Source organism: Dactylosporangium darangshiense (assembly GCF_039537565.1).
Classification (GTDB): Bacteria; Actinomycetota; Actinomycetes; order Mycobacteriales; family Micromonosporaceae; genus Dactylosporangium; species Dactylosporangium darangshiense.
This window is the reverse complement of record NZ_BAABAT010000005.1, coordinates 74,481-92,921: the sequence shown is the minus strand read 5'-3', so window position 1 is coordinate 92,921 and position 18,441 is coordinate 74,481. Positions and strand designations below refer to the sequence as shown.

Genomic DNA, 18,441 nt, shown 5'->3' with positions numbered 1-18,441 from the left:
GCACGCTTTCGGCTGTCCGCGCTCGTCTTCGCGTCCCGTTCCGTGCGGGTCCTGGCGTCCGTACGGGCCTGCCGTTCGTGCGGGCGTCGCGTTCGCTATGCGCGCGGGTGCGCCTGCTCGTACGCGCTACGCAGCCGCTCGATCGACACGTGGGTGTAGATCTGGGTGCTCGACAGCGAGGCGTGCCCGAGCATCTCCTGGACGGAGCGCAGGTCGGCGCCCCCTTCGAGCAGGTGCGTGGCGGCGGAGTGCCGCAGGTCGTGCGGCGAGGTGTGCGGCAGCCCGGCCGCCCGCGCGTATCCGTCGACGATCCGCCGCGCCGCGCCCGCCTGCAGCCGGCCTCCGCGCGTGCCGAGCAGCAGCGCCTGCCCGCTCTGGGCGTTCTCGAGCGCCGGTCGCCCGTGCCGCAGCCAGGCGGTCAGCGCCTGGTCGGCGGGCAGCCCGTACGGCACGGCCCGCTCCTTGTCGCCCTTGCCCACGACCCGCACGACGCGCCGCATCCGGTCCACGTCGCCGAGGTCGAGGCCGCAAAGCTCGCTGACGCGGATGCCCGTGCCGTACAGCAGCTCCAGCACCGCCCGGTCGCGCAGCCCGACCGCGTCCGGGCGTCCCGACGGCGAGGTCACCAGCGTCTCGGCCTGCTCGGCGCGCAGGACGGTCGGCAGGTCGCGGTGGGCCTTGGGGCTCGCCAGCCGCTGCCCGGGATCCGTTTCCAGGAGCCCTTCGCGTTTGGCCCAGGCGGTGAACGTCCGCGCGGAGGCGGCGTGCCGGGCGAGGCTCGTCCGCGCGTCGCCGGCCGCGCGCCTGCGCGCGAGCCACCCGCGCAGGATCGCCAGCGTCAGTTCTGCCGGCGCCTGCGCGCCTCCGGCCGCGGCGTGGTCCAGCAGCGATACGACATCGCCGACGTACGCGCGAACCGTGTGCACGGACCGGTTGCGCTCGGCCGCGAGGTGGCGGGCGAAGTCATCCACGGCGTCGCGCATGGCGGCGGGCAGCCGCTCGTGCATCTCGGCCGTGCCCGCGGCGCTCTCGGGCGCCCTGGCCCTGCCGGCGCCGGGGGCGGTCTTGGGCGTCCTGGGCGTGCGAGCGGCGGCCGGTCCGGCCTTGACCGGGCCGGTCGGCGCGGTCGCGTCGTGAGGCGGCTGCGGCGTCAACGGCGTTGCTGCTGCTCTTCGAGGAACCGTTCGATCAGGCCGCGCACCACGGCGGCCATCGTGAAGCTGTGCTCGGTGCACCAGGCGCGCAGCTCGGCGTGCCGCTCGGCCGGCAGGCGGAACGTGACGAGCTGGCTCTCCTCGCCCGCCGGCAGCGAGCCGCCCAGGGCGCCGTGACCGGACTCGGGCCCGAGATCCGGCACGCCCACGAGGTTGCGACCGCGCAGCGCGGCGCTCGCGAGCAACGCGCCCGGGCCCGCCGGGACGGTCCGGTTGAGCAGCCAGACGGTGATCTCTTGACGTTCTGCGGGCGGGAGCGTCTCGAGCAGCCCCACGAGCTTGTCGACAGGAGCGGTCATGCCCCCACGATAGCGCTCGCTATCCCGCTATCGGCATCGGTTGGCGCGATTGCAAGCACGCGGACGCCTTGAATCTCCTCGAGCAGGGCCGGCAGGGACCTGTCGATGACGGCGCCCGGCACGCTGACCACGAACTCGTCCCTGGCCACCGCGCCGTCGCGACTCAGCACGCGCATCTGGCGGATGTCGACGCCGAGGCGGCCGAGAAGGGTGGTCACCTGCCCGAGCGAGCCGGGCCGGTCGGGGAGTTCGACGATCACGCGACGTAGCGACATGGGGCAAGCCTGACGACGCTGCGTTTCCCATCAGTTACGACGCCACGTCGCGCGGCTTTCGGGGAAATCGTTGACAGCGTCAACGGTTAGCATGACGATGTCAACTATGACTATCGAGTCTGTCGCCTCATTCAGGCAGTTCAATCGCTTCTACACCAACCTGATCGGCGTGCTGCGTGCCGGACTGCTCGACTCGCCCTACTCGCTCGCCGAGGCGAGGGTGCTGTACGAGCTGGCGGCCGCGCCCGTGCCCGCGCTGGACGTCGCCGACCTCCGGCAGGGGCTGGACATGGACGCCGGCTACCTGAGCCGCATCCTGGGCCGCTTCGAGAACGACGGCCTGGTCGTGCGCGAGCGCTCGGACGCGGACGCGCGCAAGCAGCGCATCCGGCTCACCGACTCGGGCCGGGCCGCCCAGGCGGAGCTCGACAAGCGCTCGGACGCGCAGGCGGCCACCCTGCTCGACGCGGTGACCGAGGCGGACCGGCGCCGGCTCATCGGCGCCATGGACGCGATCCAGTCGATCCTCGGCGGCGGCGTCGCGTCCGCGCCGACGGTCGTGCTGCGCCCGCCGGGGCCCGGCGACCTCGGCTGGGTCGTGCAGCGCCACGGCGCGCTCTACGCCTCCGAGTACGGCTGGAACGACGAGTTCGAGGGCCTGGTCGCACGCATCGTCGCCGACTACGCCGACTCGCACGACCCGCGCTGGGACCGTGGCTGGATCGCCGAGATCGACGGCGAGCCGGTCGGCTCGATCTTCTGCGTCCGGGCCGACCCGTCCGAATCGGCCGTCGACGACGCTTCCGGGCGCGGCGACGTGGCCGCCGGGGGCGTTCCGGCCGCGCCCGTCACGGCCAAGCTCCGGCTCCTGCTCGTCGAGCCCAGCGCCCGCGGCATGGGTGTCGGCGGTCGCCTGGTCGACGAGTGCATCCGGTTCGCCAAGAGCGCCGGTTATCGCGAGATGGTCCTGTTCACCCACGACATCCTCGACAGCGCCCGCCGCATCTACCAGCGCGCCGGGTTCGTGTTGGACAGCGAGGAGCGCAAGCCGGCGTACGGCAAGGACCTCGTCCACCAGCACTGGCGGAGAAATTTTTGAAATCGGCCAGATAACGGCCACATCCACGCTGACCTGCGGCGCCGGCCCACCGCATACCAAGATCAAATAAATGTCCGTTTTTTATCCACAAGCACCTCGTTATCCACAGATTGGTCTTCATCGCGCCGCGTTGATCGCCGCGATCGGTCAGAGTCGCCCGCATGACGAACCACAACCAGCTCGTCGGCGGCTTTGGGGAACGCGTCGCCTGCCGATACCTCGTGTCACAGGGGTTAGTGCTGCTCGACCGCAACTGGCGCAGCCGCGCCGGCGAGCTCGACGTGGTCGCGCGCGACGGCGACGACGTGGTGTTCGTGGAGGTCAAGACCCGCCGGAGCACCCGGTACGGCCAGCCGATCGAGGCACTGGTGCCCGCCAAGGTCCGCCGCCTGCGCACGCTCGCGCGAATGTGGCTCGCGGCCAACGACATCCGCGGCGAGCAGGTGCGCTTCGACGTGGTGGGCGTGCTCGTGAGCCGGTCGGTGGCGGTCCAGCACGTGCGCGGGGCGTTCTGATGGGGTACGCCATGGTCCGCTCCGTCGCCCTGCACGGCGTCGTCGGCGAGGTCATCGTGGTCGAGGCAGACGTCGCGCCCGGCCTGCCGAGCCTGGTGGTCTCCGGGCTGCCGGACGCCGCGCTCAGCGAGGCCCGCGACCGGGTCCGCGCCGCGGTTCACAACTCCGGGGCGTACTGGCCGCAGCAGCGCATCACCGTCAACCTGCTCCCAGCTCACGTGCGCAAGCACGGCTCCGGCTTCGACGCCGCCGTCGCGATCGCGGTGCTCGCGGCCGGGGCGGACCTGCCGATCGGCCGCCTCGCCGACGCGGTCGTGCTCGGCGAGCTGGGCCTGGACGGCACGGTCCGCCCGGTCCGCGGCGTGCTCCCGGCCGTCCTGGCCGCGAGCCGCGCCGGCGTCAGTTTCGCCGTGGTACCCCTGGCCAACGTCACCGAAGCCCGCCTGGTCCCCGACATCGAGGTCCGCGCCGCCGACTGCCTCGGCCGGATCATCGGCTATCTGTACGGCTCGCAGACCCTTCTGAATCCGGCGGCTGAACGGCCGCCACCGGAGGCATCCGCGCTGGACCTTGCCGACGTGCTGGGTCAGGAGCGGGGCCGGCGGGTCATCGAGCTCGCCGCCGCCGGTCGCCATCACGTGGCGATGTTCGGGCCGCCGGGTGCCGGCAAGACCATGCTCGCGGCCCGGCTGCCCGGTGTGCTTCCACCGCTGGACGATCAGGAGGCCATCGAGGTGACCGCGCTGCACTCGATCGCCGGCACCCTCGCCCCCGGCAGCACCCTGATGCGCCGGGCGCCCATCCAGGCACCGCACCACACCGCATCGGTCGCCGCGCTCGTCGGCGGGGGATCGGGCCTGGCCAAGCCTGGGGCCATTAGCCTCGCGCATCACGGCGTGCTCTTCCTGGACGAGTGCGCGGAGTTCGCGTCCGGCGTGCTCGACGCGCTGCGGCAGCCGCTGGAGCAGGGTCAGGTGCGGCTGAGGCGCACTTATGGCGAGACGGTCTATCCGGCCCGGGCGCAACTGGTGATGGCGGCCAACCCGTGTCCGTGCGCCCGACCGGGCGGCCGGCAGATGTGTCAGTGCCCGTCGATCGTCCGCCGGCGGTACCACGCCAGACTTTCGGGCCCGCTGATGGACCGGGTCGACATTCAGGTAGATCTTGACCCTGTCCGCTCGGCCGCGCTCCTGGACACCGAGCAGGTCGAGCCGTCCTCCGTGGTCGCCGAGCGGGTTGTCGAGGCGCGGGAGGCGGCGCGCGAGCGGTGGAGCGGGCTGGCCAAAACGAATGGCGAAGTACCGGCGGCGGTGTTGCGAGACCGGAAGTTCCGGTTGTCGAGGGCCGTCCTGCATCCGCTGACCGTCGAGATGGATCGTGGCCGGCTGTCGGCTCGCGGATTCGAACGCTCGGTGCGGGTCGCCTGGACGATCACCGATCTTGACGGGCGGGAGAGGCCCGTTGCCGGCGATGTGTGCGAGGCGCTCGAGCTGCGGTCGAGGACGGTCCGATGATTCACGAAACGCAGGTGAGCGAGGAGCGGACGGCTCGCATGGCGCTCGGGACGCTCGTCGAGCCGGGCTGCCGTGAGCTGGGGATGCTGGTGCGCTCGGTCGGGGCGCAGGAGGCGCTGGCGCGGGTGATCGGCGGGTACGGGATCTCGGATCAGCTGACCGGGGCCGTACGGGCGCGGTTGCGCTCGGCCGGGCTGCACGGCGCCGCCGATGCCGGGGAGCAGGTGGCCGCGCAGATGGGGGAGCTGGCAGGGCGGCTCGGGGCGCGGATCGTCACCGCCGCCGACGCGGAGTGGCCGGGCGCCTTCGACGACCTGGTGCGGGCCAGCCGGGAGGGCAACATGCTGCGCCGGGACACCGATCCGCCCATGTGCGTCTGGCTGCGTGGGCCGCTCGGGCTCGCCGAGACGCTCGAGCGGTCGGTGTCGGTGGTCGGGGCGCGGGCGGTCACGGGGTACGGCGGATATGTCGCCTCCGAGTTCGCCTTCGGGCTTGCCGGGCGTGGCTGGACGGTGGTGTCCGGCGGCGCGCTCGGCGTCGACGTCACGGCGCACCGCGGGGCGCTGATCGCGGGCGGGACGACGGTGGCGGTGCTCGCGTGCGGCATCGAGCGGGCGTACCCGGCGGCGAACGCGGCCGTCCTCGAGCAGATCGGGGCCGAGGGGCTGCTCGTGACCGAGTGGGCGCCGGGCACGATGCCGCACAAGACGCGCTTCCTGACGCGCAACCGGGTCATCGCGGCGGCGAGCCGGGGGACGGTGATGGTCGAGGCCGGTTCGCGCAGCGGGGCGCGCAACACGCTCGGGTACGCCCGGCTGCTGCAACGCTCGGCGATGGTCGTGCCCGGGCCGATCAACTCCGCGATGTCGGTCGGCTGCCACATCGAGCTGCGGCAGCCGGGCACGGTCCTCGTGACGCGGGTCGAGGAGATCATCGAGGAGATCGGCAGCGTCGGCGAGCTCGCGGAGCCGATCCACGGGGCGGACCGGCCCGAGGACGACCTGGACCCGCTGCAGGCGCGGATCCTCGACGCGGTGCGGGCGCGGCGGGCCACGTCGGCGGAGCAGATCGCCGCCGTGGCCGGGGTCAGCGGGCGCGACGCTCGGCGCACCCTGCCCCTGCTGGAGGAGCTCGGGTTCGTGGTGTCGAGCGTGGACGGGTACCGGCTGCGCAGCCACCCGCGTGCCGAGGTCGGCGAGGAGGAGGACCGATGAGGCCGTCAGAGGCGCTGCAGCCGGGCCACCGCCTCGTCGAGGACCTCGTCGCGCTTGCAGAAGGCGAACCGCACGAGTCGCCGGCCGGCCGCCACGTCGTCGTAGAAGACCTGCGTCGGAACCGCGACGACGCCGCACCGCTCCGGCAGCGACAGGCAGAACTCCACCCCGTCGGTGCCGCCGAGCGGGGTGATGTCGGCGGTCACGAAGTACGTGCCCTCGGGCTGCAGCACCGCGAACCCGGCCTCCGTCAGGCCCTTGCACAGGCGGTCGCGCTTGCGCTGCAGGTCGTCGCGGAACTCCTGGTAGTAGGACGTCGGCGAGTCCAGCGCCACCGCCACGGCGGGCTGCAGCGGGCCGGCGTTGACGTACGTCAGGAACTGCTTGACCCGCGTCACGGCCGACACCATGGTGCGGGTGCCGCACACCCAGCCGATCTTCCAGCCCGTGCACGAGAACGTCTTGCCGGCGGAGGAGATCTGCAGGGTCCGCTCCCGCATGCCGGGCAGCCCGGCGAGCGGCACGTGCGGGGCGGCGGCGTCGCTGAAGACCAGGTGTTCGTACACCTCGTCGGTGACCGCGAACGCGTCGAACTCGACGCACAGCTCGGCGATCTGGGCCAGCTCGGCGGCGGTGAAGACCTTGCCGGCCGGGTTGTGCGGGGAGTTGAGCAGCACGAGGCGGGTCCGCGGGCCGAAGGCGGCGCGCAGCTCGGCGGGGTCGAAGGCGTACCGGCCGTTGTCGACCCGCAGCGTGACCGGGCGGCGGACGGCGCCGGCGAGGGCGATCGAGGCGGCGTAGGAGTCGTAGTACGGCTCGAAACAGACGACCTCGTCGCCGGGCTCGCACAGGGCCAGGATGCTCGCGGCGATGGCCTCGGTCGCGCCGGCGGTGACCAGGATCTCGCCGTCGGGGTCGTATTCCAGGCCCCAGAACGCCCGCTGGTGAGCGGAGATCGCGGCGCGCAGCTCGGGGATTCCAGGGCCCGGCGGGTACTGGTTGCGGCCGGCGTGGATCGCCGCGGCCGCCGCGTCGAGCATGGCGGTGGGGCCGTCGGTGTCGGGGAAACCCTGGCCGAGGTTGACGGAGCCGGTGCGCACGGCCAGCGCCGACATCTCCGCGAAGATGGTCGTCCCGAACGGGCGCATGCGGGCGACGAGGGGGTCACGCGAGGCGTCAGTCACCCACCGAGTATGCGACCCGACCCGGCCGGGGCCGCACCGGAGAGCGTCGCTCGGGCCAGAGGGAGTCCGATACGCCCTGAGCCCGCCCGACTGGCCGGAGCACGGAAGCCGCCGCCCGGCCCAGACGATCGGTCGCCCGGCCGTGCTGGTGGGCCGTCTGGCCGCGGTGGTAGGCAGTCCGGTCGCGCTGGTGCGCCGCCTGGCCGCACTGGTGGGCTGCCTGGCCGGGCGGGTGCGGCGTCCGGGCGTGCTTCTGGCGGATCCGGAAGTGCTGGTGCGGCGTCCGGACGTGCTGGTGGCGCATCCGGAAGCGCTGGTGCGGCGCCCGGGCGTGCTCGCGCAGGGGCGAAACGCAGGCGGGCGCAGGTGCCGCCGGGGTTGTGGCGAGCGATGGGCTGGCCGGGAGTCGTGGGCTGCTACGGCCGGGCGACCTGGGCGGACGGGAGCCTCAGGCGGCCGAGGGTCGCGCGACGGTTGTGGCAGGAGTTGGGCCGGCCCGGAGCCGAGCCCTGGTACGGCCGAGCGGTGGCGAACCGGCTGCCGAAGCAGGGGCGTAGACCGGGGGCGCAACGGTGATGAGCAGGAGCGGTGGAGGGCGAGGCTGACGTACGGGGAGGGATGCGCGAAGGCGACGCAGATTACAGGCACCTTTGCCGGGTGGCGAGGATCATGTCGAGGGCCTACCGTGACGGACCGTGGATGGACGCCGGAACTTCAACCCGGACCCGGATGCGGATTCGCGCTGGTACCCGGACGACCGTGGATACGACGAGCGCGGGTACGACGACCGCCGGGACGATCGGGGCCGTGACGACAGGGACTGGGACGAGCGGTCCCGGGACTCCCGTGGGCGCGATGACGCCGATCGAGGGTATGGCGACGATCGCGGGTACGCGGAGGAGCGGGGGTACACGCCCACGCGGTACGCGGACGAGCGGGAGTACGACGACGGCGGGTACCGGGTTCCGGAGCCGCGCGGGGGCCGAGGGTACGGCGCCGACGCGCTGAACTACAGCGAGAGCCCGAGCGGGCAGTTCGGGGCGCCGGGCGCCGCGGGGCGGTCCGTCGACACGGGCGACCTGTCCGGGGAGTTCGCCGGGCGGTCCCGGCGGTCCGAGGCGCTCGACCGCGGTTCGCTGCAGCGGCCGGTCTCGGGCGGCGGCGGTGGCGCGGCTGGGGGCGGAGCAGCTGGCGGGCTTGTCGGCGGCGGCGCGCCCGGCGGGCTCGGCGGCGGTGGAGCAGCGGGCGGACTCGCGAGTGGCGGCGCACCTGGTGGCGGGCTCATGGGCGGGACGCAGGGCGGCGGGCTCATGGGCGGTGGCGTGCCGGGTGGCGGGATGCCGCAGCCCGGGGTGTCGGCGGGGCTGTCCTCGTCGGGCGCGCCGATCCCGGGGCTCCCGGCCCAGGGCGCGTCCGGGCCTGGCCTGGGCGGCGCAATGGCCGGCGGGATGCCTGGCGGGATGGCCGGGCAGGGCGTGACCAGCCCGCTCGGGGCGGGGGCCGGCGGCGCCGGGCCCGTGTCCGGCGGGCCGGTCTCGGGCGGGCCGGTGTCGAGCGGGCCGACCGGGGCGACGAACGCGTTCGCGGCGCCGACCGCGTTGACCGCGGCCGTGCCGGCGCCGCAGCAGTACGGGGCGGGGGCGGCAGCGGGGGAGCCGGGAGGGGCCGTGTACCGCAGCAAGCGGCCGGGGCTGGCCGTCGTGCTGGTGCTGCTCACGATCCTGTTCGAGGTGCCGGTACTGCGGCTGTTCATCAGCGCGATGACCGCCAAAGCGATTCCGGCCGGTGGCACGCTCGCGGGGATCTTCATGATTCCGGCGCTGCCGATGTTCGCGCTCGGGCTGTACGGGCTGATCGGCGGGGCGGCCGCGGCGGCGCCGGGAGTGCGGGCTTGGCTGCGTACGCCGCTGGCCTATCTACCCGTGGCGCTGCTGCTGTTCGTCGCGGCCGGCCTCGCCGCCTCATAGTCGTCGACCCACCGCCGCATAATCGACAACAGGAACAAAACGTATAATTAGACGGGTCGGCGGGCGCGGAAAATCCAGCGCCTGTCCGGCCCGCGTTACGTTCCGTGGTGCGCGCAAACCCGGCATAACCGGGCGAACAACACGCCACCGGGGGCATTCGATCCCGCCGGGATGCGGCGCGTACACTTTCCACCGGCGACCGCACACCGTGTGGTCGACCTCGCGCGCCCTCCCTAGCCCGGCCGCAATTCTTTCCGCGCCGGGCGAGCATTCAAGGGCGGCGGCCGCCCTGGTCCCGAATACGACGCGCCGGAGCCTCGAGCTACGGCGTGCCCGAACGGGTGAGAACGGCCGACGACCGGGCGCCAGGACGACGGTCCGACCGGCCCGCCGTGAACAACCAGGATCGAAAGGATCCCGCCGACATGGCCGTAACCATGCGCCAGCTGCTCGAGAGCGGCGTGCACTTCGGGCACCAGACCCGCCGTTGGAACCCGAAGATGAAGCGCTTCATCTTCACCGAGCGCAACGGTATCTACATCATCGACCTGCGCCAGACGCTCGACTACATCGAGAAGGCGTACGACTACATCCGCAACACCGTCGCCGAGGGCGGCTCGGTGCTGTTCGTCGGGACGAAGAAGCAGGCCCAGGAGGCGATCGCCGAGCAGGCGACGCGCGTCGGGCAGCCCTACGTGAACCACCGCTGGCTGGGCGGCATGCTGACCAACTTCCAGACGGTGTACAAGCGGCTGCAGCGCATGAAGGAGCTCGAGAGCCTCGACCTGACGGGCACCGCGCAGGGGTACACCAAGAAGGAGACCCTGCAGCTGTCGCGCGAGCAGACCAAGCTCAGCCGCACCCTGGGCGGCCTGCGCGACATGCAGAAGCTGCCGTCGGCGATCTGGGTGATCGACACCAAGAAGGAGCACATCGCGGTCGACGAGGCCCGCAAGCTGGGCATCCCGGTGATCGCCGTGCTCGACACCAACTGCGACCCGGACGAGGTCGACTTCCCGATCCCGGGCAACGACGACGCCATCCGCTCCGCGGCGCTGCTGACCCGCGTGGTCGCCGACGCGGTCGCCGACGGCCTGATCGCCCGGTCCGGGCGCGCCACCCGGGCCGACCAGAAGCCCGAGCCGGGCGTCGTGGCCGGCGACGAGCCGCTGGCCGAGTGGGAGCGCGAGCTGCTCGAAGGCGCCAAGTCCGGCGAAGCCGCCGCCCCCGCCGCCGCTCCGGCTGCGCCGGCTGCTCCTGCCGCTCCCGCCGCCGAAGACAACACCCAGGCATAACAGCCCAGGCGTTAATCCACAGAGCGAGAGAGAGTCATGTCCAACTTCACCGCCGCTGATGTCAAGCGGCTCCGCGAACTGACCGGCTCCGGCATGATGGACTGCAAGAAGGCGCTCGAGGAGGCCGAGGGCGACTTCGACAAGGCCGTCGAGCTGCTGCGCATCAAGGGCGCCAAGGACGTCGGCAAGCGCGCCGGGCGCACCACCGCCAACGGCCTGGTCGCGCACCACGGCGCGGGCCTGGTCGAGATCAACTGTGAGACCGACTTCGTCGCCAAGAACGAGGCGTTCGTCGAGCTGGGCCAGAAGCTGGCCCAGCAGGTCGACGCCATCAAGCCGGCCGACGTCGACGGGCTGCTGGCCTCGAAGATCGGCGACGGTACCGTGGCCGACCTGATCCAGGCCGAGTCGGCGCGCATCGGCGAGAAGCTCGTCGTGAACCGCATCGCGGTGCTGGGCGAGCCGGTCGCGATCTACATGCACCGCAAGAGCCCCGACCTGCCGCCGCAGGTGGGCGTCGCGGTCGAGTTCACCGGCAAGAACGACGAGGCGGCGAAGGACGACGCCCGCGGCGTGGCCATGCAGATCGCCGCGATGCGGCCGAAGTACCTCACGCGCGACGAGGTGCCGGCCGACGTCGTCGAGTCGGAGCGGCGCATCGCCGAGGAGACCGCCCGCGAGGAGGGCAAGCCCGACGCGGCGCTGCCGAAGATCGTCGAGGGCCGGGTCAACGCGTTCTTCAAGGACTTCGTCCTGGTCGAGCAGCCCTCGGTGAGCGACAACAAGAAGAGCGTCAAGCAGGTGCTGGCCGAGGCCGGCATCGACGTGACGCGGTTCGTGCGGTTCGAGGTCGGCCAGGCCTGATCGGGCGCACAACGGGAAGTGAGGGGGTCACGGTCCACCGAACAGGGAGACCGTGACCCCCTTTCCGCAAAAGGCGACCTTCCCGCACGGAACCACCGGTGGCGCCGCCAGGAGCCGCAGGTGGCAAACCAGCAGGTGACATACAGAAGGGTGCCCACATGACGAACACCGCCGTCGAAGCGGCCAGGCAGTCCCTGACCCCCGCCCCCGCCGGGGCGCGGCGCGTCGTGCTGAAGCTTTCCGGTGAGGTGTTCGGAGGCGGCGCCGTCGGCGTCGACCCCAACGTCGTGCGTGGCATGGCCCGCCAGATCGCCGCCGTGGTCCGCCGCGGCGTGCAGGTCGCGGTCGTGGTCGGCGGCGGCAACTTCTTCCGTGGCGCCGAGCTCTCCCGCGCCGGCATGGACCGCTCCCGCGCGGACTACATGGGCATGCTCGGCACGGTCATGAACTGCCTGGCGCTGCAGGACTTCCTGGAGAAGGAAGGCATCGACACGCGCGTGCAGAGCGCGATCACCATGGCCCAGGTCGCCGAACCGTACATTCCCCGCCGGGCGATCCGCCACCTGGAGAAGGGCCGTGTGGTGATCTTCGGCGCCGGCGCCGGCCTGCCGTACTTCTCCACCGATACTGTTGCGGCGCAGCGCGCGCTGGAGATCCACGCGCACACCGTGCTCATGAGCAAGAACGGCGTCGACGGCGTGTACACCGCCGATCCGCGCACCGATCCGACCGCTCGCAAGCTCGACCACCTCACCTTCGCGGAGGCGTTGCTGCAGGGCCTGCGGGTGGTGGACCAGACGGCGTTCAGCCTCTGCCAGGAAAACGCGCTGCCGATGCTGGTCTTCGGCGCCGAGGGGGAGGACAACGTCGCTCGCGCGTTGAGTGGTGAGAGGATCGGCACACTCATCACCGCCGAGCCCGTCCCGGATCGAGGAGGACAGACCACGTGATCGAAGAGACACTCTTCGAGGCCGAAGAGAAGATGGAGCGTGCGATCGAGCACGCCAAGGAGGAGTTCGCGGTCATTCGCACCGGCCGCGCGACCCCGGCGATGTTCGGCAAGGTGATGGTCGACTACTACGGCACCCCGACCCCGCTGCCGCAGATGTCCTCGATCGCCATCCCGGAGCCCCGCATGGCGATCATCAAGCCCTACGACGCGTCGCAGATCGGCGCGATGGAGAAGGCGATCCGCGACTCCGACCTCGGCGTGAACCCGAACAACGAGGGCACCCAGATCCGCATCCTGCTGCCCCAGATGACCGAGGAGCGGCGCCGCGAGATGATCAAGGTGGCCCGCAACAAGGCGGAGGACTCCCGCGTCGCGATCCGCAACGTGCGCCGCAAGGCCAAGGAGGAGCTCGACCGCATCGTCAAGGACGGTGAGGCGGGCGAGGACGAGGTGCGCCGCGCCGAGAAGGAGCTCGAGGACCTGACGCACAAGTACGTCGCGCAGGTCGACGAGCTGCTCAAGCACAAGGAAGCCGAGCTACTCGAGGTCTGATGGCCCATCTCGACCGGGCTCACCGGGCCCCCGACCCGTCGTCGACGCGGGCGCGGCAGGACGATGCCGCGCCCGCGCCGTCCGACGAGCCGTCCAGCGACGACCAGCCGCCGACGCAGGAGCAAGCCGCGCCGCAGCGCAAGAGCCGGGCGGGGCGCAACCTGCCCGCCGCCATCGGGGTCGGTGCCGGGCTCGGCGGCCTGGTCGTGGTCTCCCTGTTCACGCTCGACAAGTGGCTGTTCCTCGGGCTGGTCATCGTCGCCGTGCTGGTCGGCGTGTGGGAGATGGTCCGGGCGGTCGGCGTCCAGAAGGCGCGCCCCCCGCTGGTGCCGCTGCTGCTCGGCGCGCCCCTCATGGTCTGCCTGGCCTGGTTCGGCGGCGCGGAGCGGCTGCCCCTGGGCCTGCTCGCCACGCTGCTGCTGGTGTTCGTCTGGCGCTTCGCCGACGGCGTCCCCAACTACCAGCGCGACGTCACCGCGGGCGCGCTCATCGCCGTCTACGTGCCGTTCCTCGGCTCGTTCGCCGCGCTGCTGGCCTACCCCGCCGACGACGGCAGCGTGCGGGTCCTGGTGACCGTCCTTGCGGTGGTGCTGTCGGACACCGGCGGGTACGCCACGGGCGTCTTCCTCGGCAAGCACCCCATGGCGCCGTCGGTCAGCCCGGCCAAGTCCTGGGAGGGCTTCGCCGGCTCGATCGTGTGGACCGGCGCCGGCAGCGCGATCGCCCTGCCGCTGCTGCTCGACGACGCGGTCTGGTGGCACGGCGCGATCTTCGGCGTCGCCGTGTCGATCGCCTCCGTCCTCGGCGACCTCGGCGAGTCGCTGATCAAGCGGGACCTCGGCGTGAAGGACATGAGCAACCTGCTGCCCGGGCACGGCGGCCTGATGGACCGCCTCGACTCGGTCCTGCTGGCCCTGCCCACCGCGTATGCGGTCCTGGCATTCCTCGTCCCATGGAACCCCAGCTAATTCGAGACGTTCGCCCTACAGCGCTGGCCAGCGGTCTTGGAGAACATGCCGCGCGGCATGGGACACTGGAAAAGTCATGACGCAACTTCCCGTACTGAACCTCTCCGGCAACGCGACCGCCACCACGAGTGACGGCCGCCGTCCCGCCCTGCCACCGCGCCACCTCGCGGACCTCGATCTCGCAGGGCGCCGCGCCGCCGTCGCCGAGCTCGGCGAGCCCGCCTTCCGCGCCGGGCAGGTCTCCGCGCATTACTTCGGCCGCCTCGTGCGCGATGCCGAGGCGATGACCGACCTGCCGGCCCGCACCCGCGCCGCGATCACCGAGGCGCTGCTGCCGCCGTTGCTGGAGCCGGTCAGCGAACTTGCTACAGACAATGGCGCCACCCGCAAGACGCTGTGGCGCCTGCACGACGGCTCGCTCGTGGAGAGCGTGCTGATGGGCTACCCGGATCGGGTCACCGTGTGCGTGTCCAGCCAGGCCGGCTGCGGCATGGCGTGCCCGTTCTGCGCCACCGGCCAGGCCGGGCTGACCCGCAACCTGTCCACCGCGGAGATCGTCGACCAGGTCGTGTGGTTCGCGGGGCTCGCCGCCCGCGGCGCGCTGCCCGGCTGCCCCGACCGGCTCTCCCGCGTGGTGTTCATGGGCATGGGCGAGCCGCTGGCCAACTACAACCGGGTCATCGCCGCGGTACGACGGCTGACCGAGCCGGCTCCGGAGGGCCTGGGGCTGTCGCAGCGGCACATCACGGTGTCGACCGTCGGGCTGGTCCCCGCCATGCGACGGTTGACGCAGGAGGGGCTGTCGGTGACGCTTGCGCTGTCGCTGCACGCACCCGATGATGATCTGCGCGACACGCTCGTACCGGTCAACCAACGTTGGAAGGTCGCCGAAGTGCTTGATGCCGCGTTCGAGTATGCGGCTCGCACCGGCCGGCGCGTGTCCATTGAGTACGCAATGATCCGGGATGTGAACGACCATCCGTGGCGGGCGGATTTGCTCGGCCGGCTCTTGTCCGGCCGTCTCGCACATGTCAATCTCATCCCGCTCAATCCGACGCCGGGCAGCAAGTGGGACGCCAGCCCCAAGCCGGTTGAGCGGGAGTTCGTCCGGCGGCTGCGCGCTGCCGGTGTTCCCACTACGGTGCGTGACACCCGAGGTCGGGAGATTGACGGAGCCTGCGGGCAGCTTGCGGCCTCCGGAGGTGGCAAGGTGGGAGAGCGTGAAGGCGGCTTGCTAGCACGGCGAGCGAACGAGGAGACACAGTGAGTCAGGGTCAGCGGTTCCGGCGCCGTGCAATGCGTCGGGGATACAAGGTCGACGAGGTCGACTCGTTCCTCGACCGGGTGGAGGCAACCCTCGCCGGTGACCCGACGGGTGCGCCGGTGAGCGCGCAGGAAGTGCACGACGTGGTCTTCCGCGTGCGCTTCGGCGGGTACGACGAGTGGCAGGTCGACCTGCACCTGGACCGGGTGGAGCGGCAGCTGGCCGAGCACGAGGAGCGCGGCAGCGGTGGTGGCGGCGGCTACGGCCGCGCCCTGGACTCGCGCAGCGGCGAGCTGCGCATGGCGCCCGAGCGGATGCCGGAGCGCATGGAGCCCCAGCGCATGCCCGAGCGCATGGAGCCGCAGCGGATGCCGGAGCGCATGGAGCCGCAGCGCATGCCTGAGCGCCCCGGCATGGTGCCTCAGCCGCCGGACCGCATGGGCCCGCCGCCCATGGACCGCATGGGTCCGCCCCCGATGGACCGCATGGGCCCCCCGCCCATGGACCGGATGGGCCCGCCGCCCGGCGCGCCCCTGCCGACCCGGCCCGCCCCGCCGCCGGCCGGCCCGCCGCCGCGCGACCCCGGCTACGGCCGCTACGACGAGCCCACCTACGGCGGCGCGTTCGACGAGGACCGCGGCCCCTACGACCAAGGCCCGCGCGGCCCGCGCGCGGACATGACCGCCGAGATCCGCATGGACCGGCCCGAGCCTGCGACCTACGGCGGCGGCCCCGGCCCCGGCCCGGACCGGGACCCGTACGGCGGCCCGCCGGACCGTGACCCATACGGCGGCCCGCCGGACCGTGACCCCTACGGCGGCCCGCCCCCCGGCGACCCGTACGGCGGACCGCCGCCCGGCGCCGACCCGTACGGCCCGCCGGTGCAGCACCAGTCCGGCGAGGTGGCCCGCATCGACCAGCTGCGCCGCACGTTCCAGCTGCGCCGCTTCGGCAGCGGCTACGACCGCGCGCAGGTCGACCGGCTCTTCGAGGGCGTCATGGCCTCGCTGACCGGCCGGGGCGGCCCGCTGACCGACGGCGACCTCGACCCGTCGCACCTCAACCTGGTGCCCGGCGGTTACTTCGAGGCCGAGGTCGACGCGGCGCTCAAGGAGGTCCGCGACATCGTCACGCGACGTCGCTGACCGAATACGTGACGTAGAAGGGGCGCGCCCGGTGTACACCGGGCGCGCCCCTGACTTTGTGCACAGTTCGAAACACGACAAACGCTCGCGTCACGCAGTGTGACCGAGCGGACGGCTCAGCGCAGGCCGTTGCGGCGAAGCACCCAGTCGCCGACGAGCGCCAGCACGAGCAGCCCGGCGCCGGCGATGAGGAAGATGTCTTCGATGCGGCCCTGGTGGTTGCCGATGGTCATGCTGAGCAGGATCAGCGCCGAGACGGCCGCACCGATGCGCGCCGCGCGCGGGTGACCCGGCTTGAGCTGGTCGGGAGAGGTCACTGGCTCGTGCTCGGACACGGCTCGTCCTTTCGGGCAGTCGGCCCCGCCGGCGCGGGCTTCGCGAGGCGGGCACAGGGTTCCAGCACTGAGTCTGGCATGCGGCACCGGCGGGGACGGTTGCGGGTCGGTCGGGTAGCGTCGGTGCGGGCGCGACACGGCGTTGAGAACAGCGAGAAGCGCGACCGCGGGTACCGATATAGGAGGAAGCACGGTGCGTATCACCGGGACCGGCCACGCCAGCCTGCGTATCGACACGGCGGCCGGGAGCATTCTGTGCGATCCCTGGGTCAACCCCGCCTACTTCGCGTCCTGGTTCCCCTTCCCGGACAACTCCCTGCTGGACTGGGAGACGCTCGGCGACTGCGACTACCTCTACGTGTCCCACCTGCACCGCGACCACTTCGACGCCGAGCACCTCAAGCGGTTCGTGTCGAAGAAGGCGACGGTACTGCTGCCGGAGTTCCCCACCAGCGAGATGCGCGACGAGCTCGAGGCGCTCGGGTTCACCCGGTTCCTGGAGACCAAGACCGAGCAGGTGCACGAGCTCGACGGCGGCCTGAAGATCATGATCCAGGCGCTGACCTCGCCGACCGACGGGCCGATCGGCGACTCGTCGCTGTGGGTGGAGTACGACGGGATCCGGGTGCTCAACCAGAACGACGCCCGCCCGACCGACCTGACCACGTTCAACGCGCTCGGCCACGTCGACGTGCACCTGCTGCAGTTCTCCGGCGCGATCTGGTACCCGATGGTCTACGAGCTGCCGGAGGCCGCCAAGCGCGCGTTCGGCAAGCAGAAGCGGGACCGGCAGTTCGACCGTACCTTCCGGTACATCGACGACCTGCGCGCCTCGCACGTGGTGCCGATCGCCGGCCCGCCGTGCTTCCTCGACGACGAGCTGTGGCAGTTCAACGACATCTTCGGTGACGAGGGCAACATCTTCCCCGACCAGTGGGTGTTCCAGGAGGAGTACGCCAAGGTCGGCGGCACCAACTCCACCGTCCTGCTCCCGGGCTCGGTGATGACGGTCACGGCCGGCTCGGCGGACACCACGCACCCGGTCGACCCGGCCGAGTTCTTCGCGCACAAGGTCGAGCACCTCGAGGAGATGCGCGAGCGCAAGCGGCCGATGATCGAGGCGGCCAAGGCGACCTGGCGCCACCCCGAGGTCGACGTGCTCAAGGAGATGCAGCGGCGCATCGAGCCGCTGCTGGACGAGTCGGTGTACCTCGCGAAGGGCGTCGGCGGCCCGGTCCGCTTCGACCTGGTCGGCTACGATGGCGAGTCCGTCGAGTCGATCGTGGTGGACTTCCCCGAGAAGCAGGTGCGCGTCTACAACGACGAGAAGGTCCGCTACCGCTTCCGCACCGATCGCGCCCTGGTCGAGCACCTGCTGCACATCGGCGAGGTCGACTGGGTCAACTCGCTGTTCCTGTCGTGCCGGTTCTCCGCGGCGCGCATCGGGCAGTACAACGAGTTCGTCTACGCGTTCTTCAAGTGCCTGTCCGAGGAGCGGCTGCAGTACGCCGAGGGCTGGTACGCCGAGCAGAAGCCCGACGCCGAGGACATCAAGCTCGGCGACTGGATCGTGCAGCGGCGCTGCCCGCACCTCAAGGCCGACCTGACCCGCTTCGGCATCGTCGACGGCAAGACGCTGACCTGCCAGCTGCACGGCTGGAAGTTCGACCTGGCCAGCGGCCGCTGCCTGACCAGCGTCGGGCACGAGCTGCGCTCCCGTCCGGCGGGCACCCCCGCGCCCGGCGCCGAGACGGTGACCGTCCCGGCGGACGGCGAATAGGGCCG

At 71.9% G+C, this 18,441-nt stretch carries 18 protein-coding genes; 13 read left to right on the top strand and 5 right to left on the bottom strand.

Features of this window, described 5'->3' with window-relative positions; genetic code table 11:
• Positions 1 to 95: 95 nt before the first annotated feature.
• From ABD901_RS12765 to ABD901_RS12755, 3 genes are all read right to left on the bottom strand, one after another.
• Positions 96 to 1,007, bottom strand: a complete 912-nt coding sequence (locus tag ABD901_RS12765; protein WP_345125556.1) for a tyrosine recombinase XerC — start codon at positions 1,005 to 1,007, stop codon at positions 96 to 98.
• Between the two features lie 143 nt (positions 1,008 to 1,150).
• A complete protein-coding gene (locus tag ABD901_RS12760; RefSeq protein ID WP_345124790.1) occupies positions 1,151 to 1,513 on the bottom strand; it encodes a hypothetical protein in 363 nt (120 codons plus the stop codon).
• Positions 1,510 to 1,773 carry an ACT domain-containing protein gene (locus ABD901_RS12755; protein ID WP_345124788.1) on the bottom strand — a complete coding sequence of 88 codons (264 nt, stop codon included), beginning with the start codon at positions 1,771 to 1,773 and terminating at the stop codon, positions 1,510 to 1,512. Before ABD901_RS12755 ends, ABD901_RS12760 begins: the two co-directional genes overlap by 4 nt.
• Before the next feature lie 121 nt (positions 1,774 to 1,894).
• Between ABD901_RS12755 and ABD901_RS12750 the strand changes: the two genes are divergently transcribed.
• The 4 genes from ABD901_RS12750 (at position 1,895) to ABD901_RS12735 (ending at position 6,130) form a co-directional block, all read left to right on the top strand.
• Positions 1,895 to 2,887 (top strand): bifunctional helix-turn-helix transcriptional regulator/GNAT family N-acetyltransferase, encoded by a 993-nt coding sequence (locus ABD901_RS12750; RefSeq protein ID WP_345124786.1) that lies wholly within the window; start codon positions 1,895 to 1,897, stop codon positions 2,885 to 2,887.
• 161 nt (positions 2,888 to 3,048) lie between these two features.
• Entirely contained in the window at positions 3,049 to 3,402 is a 354-nt protein-coding gene (locus ABD901_RS12745) for a YraN family protein (protein WP_345124784.1), read from the top strand.
• Positions 3,402 to 4,916, top strand: a complete 1,515-nt coding sequence (locus ABD901_RS12740; RefSeq protein WP_345124782.1) for a YifB family Mg chelatase-like AAA ATPase — start codon at positions 3,402 to 3,404, stop codon at positions 4,914 to 4,916. Before ABD901_RS12745 ends, ABD901_RS12740 begins: the two co-directional genes overlap by 1 nt.
• Positions 4,913 to 6,130 carry a DNA-processing protein DprA gene (locus ABD901_RS12735; RefSeq protein WP_345124780.1) on the top strand — a complete coding sequence of 406 codons (1,218 nt, stop codon included), beginning with the start codon at positions 4,913 to 4,915 and terminating at the stop codon, positions 6,128 to 6,130. Before ABD901_RS12740 ends, ABD901_RS12735 begins: the two co-directional genes overlap by 4 nt.
• A 5-nt stretch (positions 6,131 to 6,135) precedes the next feature.
• Here the strand turns inward: ABD901_RS12735 and ABD901_RS12730 are convergent, their stop codons facing one another.
• The gene (locus tag ABD901_RS12730; RefSeq protein ID WP_345124778.1) at positions 6,136 to 7,314 is read right to left on the bottom strand and encodes a pyridoxal phosphate-dependent aminotransferase; all 1,179 of its coding nucleotides are present in this window, start codon (positions 7,312 to 7,314) and stop codon (positions 6,136 to 6,138) included.
• A gap of 695 nt (positions 7,315 to 8,009) precedes the next feature.
• Between ABD901_RS12730 and ABD901_RS12725 the strand changes: the two genes are divergently transcribed.
• From ABD901_RS12725 to ABD901_RS12690, 8 genes are all read left to right on the top strand, one after another.
• A complete protein-coding gene (locus ABD901_RS12725) occupies positions 8,010 to 9,281 on the top strand; it encodes a hypothetical protein (protein ID WP_345124776.1) in 1,272 nt (423 codons plus the stop codon).
• 425 nt (positions 9,282 to 9,706) lie between these two features.
• On the top strand, positions 9,707 to 10,576 hold the full coding sequence (rpsB, locus tag ABD901_RS12720; RefSeq protein WP_345124774.1) for a 30S ribosomal protein S2: 870 nt from the start codon (positions 9,707 to 9,709) through the stop codon (positions 10,574 to 10,576).
• A gap of 36 nt (positions 10,577 to 10,612) precedes the next feature.
• Complete coding sequence (gene tsf, locus ABD901_RS12715; RefSeq protein ID WP_345124772.1) at positions 10,613 to 11,440, top strand: translation elongation factor Ts; 828 nt, start codon at positions 10,613 to 10,615, stop codon at positions 11,438 to 11,440.
• Between the two features lie 158 nt (positions 11,441 to 11,598).
• Positions 11,599 to 12,390: a UMP kinase gene (pyrH, locus tag ABD901_RS12710; RefSeq protein WP_345124770.1), complete on the top strand. Its 792-nt coding sequence runs from the start codon at positions 11,599 to 11,601 to the stop codon at positions 12,388 to 12,390.
• A complete protein-coding gene (frr, locus tag ABD901_RS12705) occupies positions 12,387 to 12,944 on the top strand; it encodes a ribosome recycling factor (protein WP_345124768.1) in 558 nt (185 codons plus the stop codon). The genes pyrH and frr overlap by 4 nt, the downstream gene beginning before the upstream one ends.
• Positions 12,944 to 13,912 (top strand): phosphatidate cytidylyltransferase, encoded by a 969-nt coding sequence (locus ABD901_RS12700; RefSeq protein WP_425556687.1) that lies wholly within the window; start codon positions 12,944 to 12,946, stop codon positions 13,910 to 13,912. Before frr ends, ABD901_RS12700 begins: the two co-directional genes overlap by 1 nt.
• 76 nt (positions 13,913 to 13,988) lie before the next feature.
• Positions 13,989 to 15,179, top strand: a complete 1,191-nt coding sequence (gene rlmN, locus ABD901_RS12695; RefSeq protein ID WP_345125553.1) for a dual-specificity RNA methyltransferase RlmN — start codon at positions 13,989 to 13,991, stop codon at positions 15,177 to 15,179.
• Positions 15,176 to 16,321 (top strand): DivIVA domain-containing protein, encoded by a 1,146-nt coding sequence (locus ABD901_RS12690; protein WP_345124766.1) that lies wholly within the window; start codon positions 15,176 to 15,178, stop codon positions 16,319 to 16,321. Before rlmN ends, ABD901_RS12690 begins: the two co-directional genes overlap by 4 nt.
• Before the next feature lie 116 nt (positions 16,322 to 16,437).
• On the opposite strand, the gene ABD901_RS12685 is transcribed toward ABD901_RS12690, so the two are convergent.
• Positions 16,438 to 16,656 carry a DUF2631 domain-containing protein gene (locus ABD901_RS12685; protein ID WP_345124764.1) on the bottom strand — a complete coding sequence of 73 codons (219 nt, stop codon included), beginning with the start codon at positions 16,654 to 16,656 and terminating at the stop codon, positions 16,438 to 16,440.
• Positions 16,657 to 16,849: 193 nt separating this feature from the next.
• Here ABD901_RS12685 and ABD901_RS12680 point away from each other — a divergent pair, with 193 nt between their 5' ends.
• Positions 16,850 to 18,436: a Rieske 2Fe-2S domain-containing protein gene (locus ABD901_RS12680; RefSeq protein ID WP_345124762.1), complete on the top strand. Its 1,587-nt coding sequence runs from the start codon at positions 16,850 to 16,852 to the stop codon at positions 18,434 to 18,436.
• The last annotated feature ends 5 nt before the right edge of the window (positions 18,437 to 18,441 follow it).

Coding starts and splice junctions, on each gene's coding strand:
- ABD901_RS12735 (WP_345124780.1), top strand. CDS start 4,913: ATGATTCACGAAACGCAGGTGAGCGAGGAGCGGACGGCTCGCATGGCG.
- ABD901_RS12745 (WP_345124784.1), top strand. CDS start 3,049: ATGACGAACCACAACCAGCTCGTCGGCGGCTTTGGGGAACGCGTCGCC.
- tsf (WP_345124772.1), top strand. CDS start 10,613: ATGTCCAACTTCACCGCCGCTGATGTCAAGCGGCTCCGCGAACTGACC.
- ABD901_RS12750 (WP_345124786.1), top strand. CDS start 1,895: ATGACTATCGAGTCTGTCGCCTCATTCAGGCAGTTCAATCGCTTCTAC.
- ABD901_RS12765 (WP_345125556.1), bottom strand. CDS start 1,007: ATGCACGAGCGGCTGCCCGCCGCCATGCGCGACGCCGTGGATGACTTC.
- ABD901_RS12740 (WP_345124782.1), top strand. CDS start 3,402: ATGGGGTACGCCATGGTCCGCTCCGTCGCCCTGCACGGCGTCGTCGGC.
- rlmN (WP_345125553.1), top strand. CDS start 13,989: ATGACGCAACTTCCCGTACTGAACCTCTCCGGCAACGCGACCGCCACC.
- ABD901_RS12760 (WP_345124790.1), bottom strand. CDS start 1,513: ATGACCGCTCCTGTCGACAAGCTCGTGGGGCTGCTCGAGACGCTCCCG.
- rpsB (WP_345124774.1), top strand. CDS start 9,707: ATGGCCGTAACCATGCGCCAGCTGCTCGAGAGCGGCGTGCACTTCGGG.
- ABD901_RS12700 (WP_425556687.1), top strand. CDS start 12,944: ATGGCCCATCTCGACCGGGCTCACCGGGCCCCCGACCCGTCGTCGACG.
- pyrH (WP_345124770.1), top strand. CDS start 11,599: ATGACGAACACCGCCGTCGAAGCGGCCAGGCAGTCCCTGACCCCCGCC.